This window comes from Microbulbifer maximicatervae (SeqCode) (genome assembly GCF_052467305.1).
The window spans coordinates 714,534-727,908 of the sequence record NZ_CP174306.1 but is presented as its reverse complement, the minus strand read 5'-3'; the positions used below and the strand labels follow the sequence as shown (position 1 = coordinate 727,908).

The 13,375-nt window shown below is 48.7% G+C and carries 9 protein-coding genes; 4 read left to right on the top strand and 5 right to left on the bottom strand.

The window, feature by feature from the left end; genetic code table 11:
- Positions 1 to 79 precede the first annotated feature (79 nt).
- Positions 80 to 1,903: a DUF885 domain-containing protein gene (locus tag ACJJI4_RS03210; protein WP_444927025.1), complete on the top strand. Its 1,824-nt coding sequence runs from the start codon at positions 80 to 82 to the stop codon at positions 1,901 to 1,903.
- A gap of 42 nt (positions 1,904 to 1,945) precedes the next feature.
- On the opposite strand, the gene ACJJI4_RS03205 is transcribed toward ACJJI4_RS03210, so the two are convergent.
- Positions 1,946 to 3,454 (bottom strand): fumarate hydratase, encoded by a 1,509-nt coding sequence (locus tag ACJJI4_RS03205; RefSeq protein ID WP_413664798.1) that lies wholly within the window; start codon positions 3,452 to 3,454, stop codon positions 1,946 to 1,948.
- A 152-nt stretch (positions 3,455 to 3,606) separates the two neighbouring features.
- Complete coding sequence (locus ACJJI4_RS03200; protein WP_282931689.1) at positions 3,607 to 4,365, bottom strand: coiled-coil domain-containing protein; 759 nt, start codon at positions 4,363 to 4,365, stop codon at positions 3,607 to 3,609.
- A gap of 332 nt (positions 4,366 to 4,697) precedes the next feature.
- Between ACJJI4_RS03200 and sodB the strand changes: the two genes are divergently transcribed.
- From sodB to ACJJI4_RS03185, 3 genes are all read left to right on the top strand, one after another.
- A complete protein-coding gene (gene sodB / locus ACJJI4_RS03195) occupies positions 4,698 to 5,279 on the top strand; it encodes a superoxide dismutase [Fe] (RefSeq protein WP_108732228.1) in 582 nt (193 codons plus the stop codon).
- A gap of 235 nt (positions 5,280 to 5,514) precedes the next feature.
- Positions 5,515 to 7,392 carry a DUF885 domain-containing protein gene (locus ACJJI4_RS03190; RefSeq protein ID WP_444927024.1) on the top strand — a complete coding sequence of 626 codons (1,878 nt, stop codon included), beginning with the start codon at positions 5,515 to 5,517 and terminating at the stop codon, positions 7,390 to 7,392.
- 431 nt (positions 7,393 to 7,823) lie between these two features.
- Entirely contained in the window at positions 7,824 to 9,710 is a 1,887-nt protein-coding gene (locus tag ACJJI4_RS03185) for a DUF885 domain-containing protein (protein ID WP_444927023.1), read from the top strand.
- Between the two features lie 117 nt (positions 9,711 to 9,827).
- Here the strand turns inward: ACJJI4_RS03185 and ACJJI4_RS03180 are convergent, their stop codons facing one another.
- The 3 genes from ACJJI4_RS03180 to ACJJI4_RS03170 all read right to left on the bottom strand — a co-directional run bounded on the left by ACJJI4_RS03180 (position 9,828) and on the right by ACJJI4_RS03170 (position 13,373).
- The gene (locus tag ACJJI4_RS03180) at positions 9,828 to 10,223 is read right to left on the bottom strand and encodes a cupin domain-containing protein (protein ID WP_444927022.1); all 396 of its coding nucleotides are present in this window, start codon (positions 10,221 to 10,223) and stop codon (positions 9,828 to 9,830) included.
- 272 nt (positions 10,224 to 10,495) lie between these two features.
- Positions 10,496 to 12,313: a DUF885 domain-containing protein gene (locus tag ACJJI4_RS03175; protein ID WP_444927021.1), complete on the bottom strand. Its 1,818-nt coding sequence runs from the start codon at positions 12,311 to 12,313 to the stop codon at positions 10,496 to 10,498.
- A gap of 127 nt (positions 12,314 to 12,440) precedes the next feature.
- Positions 12,441 to 13,373, bottom strand: coding sequence for a universal stress protein (locus ACJJI4_RS03170; RefSeq protein WP_444927020.1), 933 nt, complete (start codon positions 13,371 to 13,373; stop codon positions 12,441 to 12,443).
- Between the last annotated feature and the right edge of the window lie 2 nt (positions 13,374 to 13,375).

The window sequence follows — 13,375 nt, the reverse complement described above, 5'->3', positions numbered from 1 at the left end:
ACCGCATGCTAAAAATATTGGACGATCTATAGCCACCGCAGCCTTGGGTCGACATCGGCAGATTAACGTGAGGATTGTCATGAAAGCACACCTCAGTCTATTACTACTTCTAGCATCTCTAGGAGCCTGTGAGCGCCAGCAAGTGGATAGAGAGCGCCTTCCTCCACCAGAGAAGGTTATCCTGGAGGAAATGCGCTCCGAGACAAACCTGGCATTCGAGCAGCTCTGTCAGCAATTTATACACGGCCTATGGAATTTATTCCCATCCTGGGCGCTCAGTGAAGGCTACTATGAAGTAGCCAAAGAGCTTCAGGTGCCCGATAAGAGTTATCGTGAATTTGTATTGGATTTTGCTCAAATCTATGAACGCAAATTTGCAGCCTTGGATAAAAGCCAGCTCAATATCAATTCACGCAGTAATCTCGCTCTTATAGAAAATTTTCTGCAGCGACTGCAATGGCAATATACCCGCTTTAAGTCATACCAATGGGACCCATCCATCTATAATGTTTCCCATTCTTTTGCCCTGATCCTAAACACCGACTATGCGCCACTTCTAAAGCGCCTACATACCGTTAGCACTCGTATGCTGCAAGTGCCTGAGTACTATCAGGCCGCTAAGGCAGCTATCTATCGTCCGGCAGCGCCACAGCTTGAATTAGCAATTCAACAGAGTACAGGCTCACTGGAAGTCTTTGGTGAAGAGCTGGAAAAAACGGTTAAAGAAAGTCAGATGCCTGCGGACGCAAAGGAGATTTTCCTACGGCGAATGCACGATTCTCGCTTAGCGATACAAAGCTATATCCACTTCCTACAAAACCTACAAAAGAAATTGACTAAATCCGGAAAATTCCGTGATTTTCGTATCGGTGAAAAACTCTACGAAGAAAAATTCCAGTTTGATATCAATATTGGAATGAGCGCTGCTGAACTATACCAGCGCGCCATCATAGAGAAGCAGCTAACCCACGATAAAATGACCAAGCTTGCCGATCAACTCTGGCCAAAATACTTTCCTTCTGATTCCCCACCCAACGAGCCACTGGTAAAAATTGAAAAGCTGCTGAACAAGCTTTCCCAATATCATGCCACCAAAGACACTTTCAAGAAAAAAGTAGAGCAACAGATCCCGGAGCTGGCAGAGTTTGTGGCCGAAAAAAACCTGTTAAGCCTGGACAAGGAAAAGCCACTGGTAGTTCGAACAACTCCAGCCTATATGCAAGGCTTTGCTGTAGCTTCCATTAATGCGCCTGGCCCCTACCATAAAAATGCAAATACCTATTACAACGTGATGCCCATAGAGACCTACTCCGATCAACGGGCGGAGAGCTTACTGCGAGAATACAACGACTATATCCTGCAGATACTCAATATCCATGAAGCGATTCCCGGGCACTACACTCAACTGGTTTACGCCAACCAGTCCCCCAGTATCCTGAAAACTATTCTCGGCAATACTGCCATGATCGAAGGCTGGGCCGTCTATGCGGAACGCATGATGCTGGATGCGGGTTACGGTAATTTTTCCCCTGAGCTGTGGCTGATGTACTACAAGTGGAACTTGCGCACTATCACTAATACCATTTTGGATTATGAGGTACAGGTAAAGGGTATCAGCCAAGCAGAGGCGATGAAGTTAATGGTCAGGGATGCCTTTCAGCAACAGGCTGAAGCAGAGGGTAAATGGCGCAGGGCGACCTTAAGCCAAGTGCAGCTCACCAGCTATTTTGCTGGCTTTACAGATATTTTGGCCCTGCGCGAGGAAATCAAAAAGAAAATGGGCAACAACTTTAACCTCAAGGGGTTCCATGAGATGTTCCTGAGCTATGGCAGTGCACCAATACCAATTATTCGCGAACTGATGCTGGCGGACTTAGCCAAGCAAGGCAATAAATTCCAATAAAAAAGGCCCCTGTTGGGGCCTTTTCTTTAAATGGCGGAAGCGTTACACCTCACCTTCGGCAATCTTGGCTTTCCAGATCAGCGGGCCAGTAGTGTGTACTGACTCACCCTGACTGTCGACAGCCACAGTTACCGGCATATCTTCTACTTCGAACTCGTAAATCGCTTCCATTCCCAGCTCGGGGAAGGCGATAACTTCGGAGCCCTTAATCGCCTGGGCAACCAGATAAGCAGCGCCACCGACGGCCATCAGGTATACCGCTTTATTATCGCGGATTGCCTCAATTGCCATGGGGCCGCGCTCCGCCTTACCGATCATCCCCGCCAAGCCAGTTTCTTCCAGCATAGTGCGAGTGAATTTATCCATACGGGTAGCGGTGGTTGGACCAGCGGGACCAACAACCTCATCGCGCACCGGATCTACCGGGCCTACGTAGTAGATAAAGCGGCCGGTGAGATCCACAGGCAACTTCTCGCCTTTGGCGAGGATATCTACCATTTTCTTGTGCGCCGCATCGCGACCAGTCAGCATCTTGCCGTTCAGCAGCAGGGTCTCACCGGGCTGCCAGCTTTGGATATCTTCTGCAGTAATGGTATTCAGGTTTACCCGACGGGTATTGCTGCCCGCTTCGCGGGTAATTTCCGGCCAGTCTTCCAACTTAGGCGGAGTCTGGCGAGCGGGCCCGGAGCCATCCAGGGTAAAGTGGGTGTGACGGGTAGCCGCGCAGTTGGGGATGATCGCCACAGCCTTGTTGGCAGCGTGGGTAGGATAATCCTTGATCTTCACATCCAACACAGTGGTCAGTCCGCCCAGGCCCTGGGCGCCGATGCCCAGTTTGTTGACGGAATCATAGAGTTCCAGACGCAGCTCTTCAGCACGGTTAGAGGCTCCGCGCTCTTGCAGTTCCTGAATGTCGATGGGGTCTAGCAGGGATTCTTTGGCCAACAGCATCGCTTTCTCAGCGGTACCGCCAATACCAATACCCAGCATGCCGGGCGGACACCAGCCGGCACCCATCTGTGGAACCATCTTCAGCACCCAGTCAACCACCGAGTCTGATGGATTCAGCATGGCAAACTTGGTTTTGGCTTCACTGCCGCCGCCCTTAGCTGCCACATAAACTTCTACGGTATCACCGGGAACGATTTCATAGTGAATCACCGCCGGAGTATTGTCTCCGGTATTCTTACGAGCACCATCTGGATCTTCCAGAATAGAGGCACGCAGCACGTTGCTGGCATTTTGATAGGCCCGGCGAACACCTTCGTTAACCATATCGGTAACGCTCATATCCGCTTCCCAACGCACATTCATACCCACTTTCAACTTCACGGTGACAATGCCGGTATCCTGACAGATTGGGCGGTGACCCTCGGCACACATGCGTGAATTGATCAGGATCTGGGCCATGGCGTCTTTGGCCGCCGGGTTGACCTCTTTCTCATAAGCCTTGTTCAGGGCCTGAATGAAGTCCTGTGGGTGGTAGTAAGAAATAAATTGCAGCGCATCGGCCACGCTGCCGATCAGATCATCCTGGCGGATAGTGGTCATTGCCAACTCCGATTAACGTCTCGAGGCCGGCGATTCTACACGAAATGTAGGGTTATTGACCCAGATATTCCCATAAATCCCATTCACCTAAAGGGAAAACGGAATAAAAAAAGGCGGACACCAGGTCCGCCTTTTTTAACTCAACCGGAAAACTACATGGATGAAGCTGTGGAATCACCGCTGGACTGCAGGGAGCGAATCGCATCGCGAAGCTGCACCAGATCCTTATTCACCGAACGGCGGTAAGCATCGATAGACTCTACAGCCTCTTCATTCGCACCGACACGCATAGTCAGGTCACTGCGCACTGAAGCCAGCTGGCGTTCCAGGCGAGCAAGCTTATCGGTCATCTCACGCTGGGAATCAGTATTGCCCTTGCGCAACTCTGCCAGCGAAGCCTCTACAGCAGCGATTTTCTTCACGCTGGACTCGAGGCCGCTGAGCTTGGTGCTGAGAGCGGCAACTTGCTTTTTGTTAGCTGCGACTGCTGTTTTATTTGCCGAGATACTCTTGCGGTTGGTGTCATAGGCAACACCCCACAATTTGCGGATCTCCGAGGAGTTTTCCTTGGCTTTTGCATTTAGTACTTCAACCGATGCCGTAGATTCCTCATCGGAGAGACTAAAGCGCTTCTCCAGTTCAGCAATACGGTTTTCCGCATCGGCAATACGAGTCTCTGCATCACTCAACAGGGTCCGGCTGTCCTGCCATTGCTGGTACAGGAAACCCGAGGCACCCAGGCCACCCATCGCCATAATCAGGGCACATAGACCCAAGAAAGAGAAACCACCTCGGCGCTCCTCCACGATCACCTGGGGCTCTGGTGAATCACTCCTTTCTTCGCTGGTAGTGAGATCCAGTGACGGTTCAAGAGCGGCGCTGCCGCCCAGTGTGGGCTCTTTGCGTTGCATGGTTCGATACACCCGATAACTGTGCTGATGAGTCCGGTACCCGCCAGTTCTATGCTGCTCTTTCCGGTACCGTATTTTCAGAAATATATGACAATAGAATCCATTCAGATTCGTCGAATTCTGCGGCAGTTATACCAAAAATTGACGAAAAAGTAAGCGGTCGTCAGTAATAATAGACGACAGTCGAATAGAGCTGACAGCAAAAGCTTCCCCCCTTGTGTTTGAGGAAATCGTCCCAAACTTCCCTAATCCATCGCGCCGGCTTAATTCTGAGATGCGGCACGTGTAGAATGCCCTCACCAATAACCCTCAGACAAAGGAAGGAAAACACCATGGCTTTCGAATTGCCTGAACTCCCCTACGCTAAGAACGCCCTGGCACCGCATATCTCCGAAGAGACTTTGGAGTACCACTACGGCAAACATCATAAAACCTACGTAGACAAGCTGAACGGCCTGCTGGAAGGCACTGCTGACGCTGACAAATCTCTGGAAGACGTGATCAAGTCCTCTTCCGGTGGTGTGTTCAACAACGCAGCCCAGGTTTGGAACCACACTTTCTACTGGAACTGCCTGAGCCCTAACGGTGGCGGCGAAGCCACTGGCGCGATTGCCGAGGCTATCAACGCAGCCTTCGGTAGCTTCGACCAGTTCAAAGAAGCATTTACCACCAGTGCTGTAAACAACTTCGGCTCCGGCTGGACTTGGCTGGTAAAAAATGCTGACGGCTCAGTCGCCATTGTAAACACTTCCAACGCAGCAACCCCGCTGACTGAAGAAGGCGTTACTCCCCTGCTGACCTGCGATGTTTGGGAGCACGCTTACTACATCGACTACCGCAACCTGCGCCCGAAGTACATGGAAGCTTTCTGGGCCCTGGTGAACTGGGAGTTTGTAAACCAGAACTTCGCTTAATCCCGAAGTCACCAGAAAAAGCGGGCCATGTGCCCGCTTTTTTTATTTCTTTAATGCCCTCCTCCCAATCAAATTCTCCCCACTACTGGCCAAATGCTGCTCCAGTCAGCACAATACCTGCTGATCTGCACTACACATCCCGCATAAAGCGTGGGGGATTTAGGCAGGCAACCTAAAGAATGCCACTGGAGTGGCACAAATTAGCAACGAAGAACCGAACACTGGGAATATGCTCATGAAGTTGAAACCAACCCTGATCGCAGCCGCCATAAGCGCGCTGGTAATCAGCGGCTGTGACCGCGGCGCCCCGAACACAGCCGAGCAGAGTGCAACCGCCACAGCCACGGAAAGCACGGCGACTCAAGAAGTCGCAGGAAAAGTGGACCCAGCCGCAGTCAAGCGCGTAAACCAGATGTTCGAGGACTTCTTCCAGGAGCACCTCGCCCGCAGCCCCGAGTACAAAACTTTCCTGGGCAAAAAAGAAGACTACGATAAGTGGAACGACCTCTCCCCAGAGTTTGCCAAGGAAACCCTGGAGATCGACAAGCGCCAGCTGGCGGAACTGAATAAAATTGATCCTTCCACTCTGGATGACGCTACCCGCTTGAGCTTGCGCCTGGCAAAGCGCAACTGGCAACAGGATATCGATGGCTACAAGTGGCGCAATCACGGCTACCCCGTCAACCAGATGTATGCCACCCACACCAGCGCAGCATCGCTACTGATCAGCCAGCACCGTATCGATGATGTCAGCGATGCAGAAGCCTATATCGCTCGTCTGAATGGTATGCCCAAGTATTTCTCCCAGCTGGAAGAACAACTGAAAGCCAATGCTGCAGTCGGCACCATCGTACCCAAATTTGTATTCCCTTACGTTATTAGCGATTCCCGCAACCTGATCACCGGTGCACCTTTTAACGGTGAAAAAGACAGCCCACTGTTTGCAGACTTTAAAGACAAAGTAGAAAAGCTGGAAATCAGTGAAGATCAAAAGAAATCACTGGTCGATAAAGCCAGCCAGGCCCTGACTGAAAGCGCCGGCCCCGCTTACGAAAAATTGATCAGCTACCTGCAAGAGCTTGAGAAAAAAGCCAACACTGACGACGGCGCCTGGAAACTGGCAGACGGCGAAGAGTTCTATAAATTCCGCCTCGGTGTTTACACCACTACGGATATGACTGCCGATGAGATCCACCAAACCGGTCTTAAGGAAGTTGCCCGTATTCACGACGAAATGCGCGAGATTATGCGCAAGGTGAAGTTCGAAGGTAACTTGCAGGAATTCTTCGAATTCATGCGCACCGACAAGCAGTTCTACTACCCCACCACTGAGGAAGGTAAAGCGGAATACCTGGAAAAGGCCACCGCAATTATCGACACCATGAAGGGCCGTTTGGATGAACTGTTTATCACCAAGCCCAAAGCCGATCTCGATGTAAGAGCCGTAGAAGCCTTCCGCGAAAAGTCTGCGGGTAAGGCCTTCTACCAGCGCCCGGCTCCCGATGGTTCGCGCCCCGGCATCTACTATGCCAACTTGTACAATATGGAAGATATGCCGTCTTACCAGATGGAAGCATTGGCTTACCACGAAGGTATCCCCGGCCACCATATGCAGCTTTCTATCGCTCAGGAATTACAGGATATTCCCAAGTTCCGTAAATACGGTGGTTACACTGCTTATACCGAAGGCTGGGGTCTCTACTCCGAGCTGGTACCCAAGGAATTGGGCTTCTATGAAGACCCCTACTCTGACTTTGGACGCCTGGCTATGGAACTGTGGCGCGCTGGCCGATTGGTGGTAGACACCGGCCTTCACGCCAAGAAATGGACCCGCGAGCAAGCGATCGACTACCTCGTAGAGAACACCCCGAACCCGAAAGGCGACGTGGTTAAAGCGATCGAGCGCTATATCGTGATGCCTGGCCAAGCAACCGCATACAAAATCGGTATGCTGAAAATTGTCGAGCTGCGTGAAAAAGCCAAAACAGAACTGGGTGATCAGTTTGATGTTCGCGGCTTCCACGACACTATCCTGGCCAGTGGCCCAGTCCCCTTGGATGTACTGGAAGAACTGGTTAATGAGTGGGTTGCAAAAGTAAAAACCCAACAATAAATGATAGAAGCGACAGATAAGTACCTGATAACTACTTGTCTGTCTTTTTCTTATCGTCAGTAGAGCATTGCAGAAGTAATAATTCTGTATAGTTTTTACAATACGGCATTTATTGTTTTACAGGGAAGTCCGGAATGACACTCCGGACTTCTTATTAAACAATCACCAGCTCCCAGCATGATTGGCACTGGGGTCTGATTTCAACTCCCCCACCTATTTTCAGCTCACCTTACCCGCCACTGTCGTATAAAAGCACCAAAATAAAACATACCCAGTATTCCCCATACCAAAAAAGTGCACCGCTCTTAGTTTCTGCTGAATTTATATCCACAAAACCAAATAATGGGATGCTTTTACATAAAAAAGTCCATTAACTGCAAAAATAATGATAAAAAAGTAAGAGCTACTCTTTGAACGCAAGGATTGTACTCATGAAGTTAAAAGTAACTCTGATTGCAGCGGCAGTAAGCTCACTCATTCTCACAGGCTGCAACGATAGTACCAACAATGCGGATGCACATAAGATTGCCCCCTTAGAGGAAAGTGCACTTAATCAGTCACCTCCCCCGAAAGTCAGCAAAGAAATGAGTGAGGCCAGCAAGAAGGTCAATTTGCTATTCGATAAGTTCTTCCAGGAGCATCTAGACCGCAGCCCTGAATTCAAAACATTCTTGGGTCTGAAAGAGGAGTACGGCAAATGGAATGATCTAACTCCTGAATTTGCACAAGAAACCCATGAAATTAATAAGCGTCAATTATCCGAGCTGAATAAAATTGATCCCGCTATACTGGATCGACCTACCCAACTTAATCTTCGGCTGGCAAAACGCACGTTGCAACAAGAGATCGAAGCCTATAAGTGGCGAAATCATAATTATCCAGTCAACCAAATGTTCGCCACCCATACCGGCGCCGCTTCAACACTTATCAGCCAGCACCGTATCGATAACATCAGGGATGCCGAAGCTTATATTTCCCGCTTAAATAGAATTCCCCAGTATTTCGCACAGCTGCAAGACCAACTAGAGGAAAACGCCAAAGCTGGCACCACTATTCCAAAATTTGTTTTCCCCTACGTTATTGGAGATGCACAAAACCTAATTACTGGTGCTCCTTTTGACAGAAAAAAGGACAGTCCCCTATTTGCTGACTTTAAGGGAAAAGTAGAAAACCTCGATATCAGTAAAGAGCAGAAAAAGTCCTTAATAGATAAAGCTAAAACAGCACTAAAAGACAACACTGGCCCCGCCTATAAAACCCTAATCGACTACCTGCAAGAGCTTGAGATACGCGCAACTACTGATGATGGCGCCTGGAAACTGGCAGATGGCAGTGACTTTTATAATTTTCGTCTCGGCTTTTACACATCTACCGATATGACAGCCGAAGAAATTCATAAGATTGGCCTTGAAGAAGTGACTCGCATCCATGATGAGATGCGAGAAATTATGCGTAAAGTAAAATTCGAAGGTAAATTGAAAAATTTCTTCGAATTTATGCGCACCGACCAGCAATTTTATTACCCGACCACTGAACAGGGGAAAGCTGCATATCTTGAGAAGGCTACTACCATTATCGATACCATGAAGGGTAGGCTGGACGAGTTATTTATCACCAAACCTAGAGCGGACCTCGATGTGAGAGCGGTAGAACCATTCCGGGAGAAATCTGCCGGTAAAGCTTTTTACCTGCAACCTGCTGCCGACGGATCACGCCCAGGCATCTACTACGCCAACCTCTACAATATGGATGATATGCCCAGTTACCAGATGGAAGCACTGGCATACCACGAGGGTATCCCCGGCCACCATATGCAGCTCTCTATCACCCAGGAATTACAGGATATCCCTAAATTCCGCAAATATGGTCACTATACCGCCTATACCGAGGGTTGGGGCCTTTACTCTGAAATGGTGCCAAAAGAGATGGGACTCTACCAAGACCCCTACTCAGATTTTGGGCGCCTCGCCATGGAGTTGTGGCGAGCAGGGCGCCTTGTAGTCGATACCGGGATCCACACCAAGAAGTGGACCCGAGAACAAGCCATACAATACCTGATGGAAAACACCCCTAACCCTGAGGGGGATGTTATTAAAGCAGTCGAGCGCTATATCGTATTACCCGGCCAGGCAACAGCCTACAAAATTGGCATGCTCAAAATTTTACAGCTTCGTGAGAAAGCCAAAAAAGAACTGGGAGAGAAGTTTGATATTCGTCAATTCCACAATGCAGTTCTGGCCAACGGCCCAGTACCACTGGATGCCCTGGAGGAAATTATTGACGAGTGGATAGCAAACACCAGAACTCCAAAAGTATAACTAAAAGGTTAAAACAGAATTAAAAAAGGCCACTATCTGTGGCCTTTTTTAATTTAAGCTAACAGCGTTCACTCTTATACTGCAAACCGCTGCCAGCATGTAGAATGATCCTATTTTTTAAGTGTCGTATGGCTTAGCGATACTGTGCTCAGTTGGCTGCGGGGTGATAGTCATAACTTTTACTTCGCTAGGCGTTTCAAATCGGTGCCAGACACCTTTTGGTACAACCAATATTTGCCCAGCTGATAACTCGTTCCGCTTCTCTTCACCATTTACGAGAAGAATTAGAGTTGTTTCTCCATCTACAACTTGAACAAACTCATCTCCATTGGTGTGCCTTTCCCTCTCGCTATTCCCTGAATAGTGGGCTACGTATATTCCACCATCCCTATACTCGGACAATAAGGCAAATGCATCTTTAGCTTCCTCATCCGTTGTTTCGGGAGTTCTTCCTTTTAGAAATTTAACTCTAGAAAACCCATCATCTACCGTAATAGCTTTTGACTTCGGCATTTACCAACCCCTTACAAGTACTATTCTTACTACTGGGGTGGAAGGAAAGAATACACCGCTCTCGAGACACGCTGTGAATACATCCCTGTAAGCTCCTAATCGGCATCCATGCCTCATAGGGTCCCAAGCGCGGTGTATTCTTCCCTTCTCCCTTTTTAGTAACTAAAACCACATGATCCGAGCACCTTCACCCTTTCTAGCGGTAAAGATGCTCAAACTTTTAAGTTACTCTTTTGACGATCCTATAGCCGAATACTCTGCAAAAGTGAATCCTAACTCTTGTTGGTTGCTATCCACTGATCTACCTGCTGCTCCAGCACTGCCAATGGCAAAGCGCCATTGGTGAGAACTACATTGTGGAACTGGCGGATATCAAACTGGCTACCAAGCGCTTCTTTAGCGCGTTCACGCAACTCAAGAATCTTCAGCATACCGGTTTTGTAGGCCAGTGCCTGACCGGGCCAAACCATATATCGTTCGATTTCGGTGATGACTTCAGACTCAGTCATACCGGTCTTTTCCAGCATATACTCAATCGCTTGCTCGCGACTCCAGCGCTTATAGTGCATTCCAGTATCCACGACCAACCGCACAGCCCGGAACATTTCCGCCTGCAACCGACCCAAATCATCATAGGGGTTTTCCTGGAAACCGGCTTCTTTAGCAAGCTTCTCGGAGTACAGTGCCCACCCTTCCGAGTAAGCATTAAACAACCCCATTTTACGGAAAGTCGGCACACCTTTTAGCTCTTGTGCAATTGCCAACTGGAAGTGATGCCCAGGTACCGCTTCATGGTAAGCCAAGGTACGCATTCCAAACTTTTTGGTTTCATGAACATCCCGCAAGTTTGCATAAAATACCCCGGGGCGAGACCCGTCCATTGCTGGAGGATTGTAGTAGGCTCCCGCCGAACCTTGCTCTTTAAACTCTGGGACTCGGCGCACCTCAACACCCATTTTGGGTTTTAAATCAAAATAGTCACCCAGGCCCGCATCAATTTCATCAATCATTACCTGGTAATCGGCAATAATTTTCTCTCGCCCTAAATCTGAATCCTCATAAAGAAACTGGGGATCATTATTCAGTGCTGAAAAACGTTCGCTAATAGTGCCACTGGTTCTACCAACGGATGAAAAAATTTCATTCATTTCCGTTTCAATTCTTGCAACCTCTTCCAATCCAATACGATGGAGTTCCTCCGGTGCAATATCTGTACTGGTAAAGTTGCGTACTTGATAGGCATAGTAGGCATCCCCATCCGGCAATGCCCAAACACCATTGTTCTCTCCAACTTTTAACCGGAGAGTACTGAAATAATCGATTAGCCCTTGATACGCGGCGTAAACTTCTGTACCAATCAGCAACTCAGCTTGGCTGAGAATACCTTCCCGCTCATGTTTATCCAGCTTTTCAATTTTGTTAAGTCGCTCCAGTAATGAGGTATAAAGTATATTTTCTTTTACCGGCGCGGCGATAAAACCCTGCATTTCCTCTAAAACACTATCGACAACAAAGCGCGGGGGCAGGATATCTTTCCCTTCCCTTATCTTCAGACCATCCAGCAATTGATCAAACTTACGTCCGACCTCTCCCAGACGAGACAAGTAATAATCAGCTTCTTTTACATTGTTGATCTGATGTACTTCAGCGAGAAACTCTGGCAACCTATTCTGCTCACCCGACATTTGGTTAAGCGGGTAATCATGGTGCCTCCAGCGTTCAACTTCCGCCTTTATACTGAGAAGATGCTCTAACACATCATAGGAAATGGCCTGCTGCCCTTCCAAACTTTCGCGATCGTAGCTGCGCAATACCGCCAGCTCGCTCTTCATCATTTCAATAACACGCAACTGCTCTTCTTCAGACAAATCATCGAGATGCGCATTGTGTCCATCAATTCCAAATTGTTCCAAAATTCTAATTTGTGAAAGGATTTCCGGACTGCTACTGCCGATTTTTATAAAGACACGTTCAAAAAATACATCTATAGACCAAGGCTTGAAATAAACTGCATTAATAGCAAAAGCAGAAACTGCCAAAACCCCCACAAAAAATAAGCCGCCAAACCATTTGGCAATAGTCTTAATCATTATATTTCTCCCGAATTCTTAGCTGTAATTTTGTCCCGGTATCAGGATCACCTCAACTCCCGCAGCAGAGAATTCCGATAGAGCGATCAGCGCAGGGGCCAAGCTGAATTAGACCCATAATCCACAACTATTTTATCGGCGATACAAAGTCACTGGGCTTCAGAGCCAGCAGGGAGCAACTGACCTTCTGCAATATATTCTCTGCTGTATTCCCCATAATGAAACCGGGAATACCCGCCCGTCCAACAGTGCCCATTACCAGCAAGTCGAGACCTTCTTCATCAATCAGCAATGGAATAAAGTTATCTGGATGGGCAACCACATGGTGAATACGTATTTCCCCCTCAATTCCGGATGCACGTATCAATACATCGAGCTTTGATCGGTGTTGGGCCCGCGCTGATTCAGTGGCCTCATCCAACTCTTCCTCAGAAGCGCTCAAGGGAAAATGGCGCCGCAAGTATTCGTCGATATCGAAGTCCCAACAGGAAATAACGTTCAACACCCCACTGCAACTGTCAGCGAGTACTCGCGACCAGCGCAGCAACCGGATCGCCAAGTCATAACTGCTGCCATCCTCGCATTCAGGGTCGAGAGCTACAGCCACCTGAATTTTGTTGCGATGTTCCTTGATTGGGCGGCACAGCCATACCGGGCAGGGACACTTTCGCAGCAGATCCATATCCATTGCCTTGAAGCCCTTAAGCTGGCTGCGACCCTCAACATTCTTGATCACCAGGTCATAGCCCTCAGACAATACCCGGCGGATCACCCGCTCGGCAGGTCGGGCACCACAATCTGACTCAATCTCCAAATTGGTCCTTTCCGCGGATAACTCCATATGTACGCGGGCCGACTCAATTTCACTCCTGACCCTATCAAGCATTGTCCTCACACAGAGCCGACTAAACTCCTCAAACCCTTCCGGCACCTTCGGACAGACCAGTAAAACCTTTATCTCCGCCTGATGATTGCGCGCCACTGCAAAAGCCTGCATGAGTCCACTGCTTTCATCTTCAGCAGCATGGCTGACATACAGGATTTTATGAATGTTTGGCATAA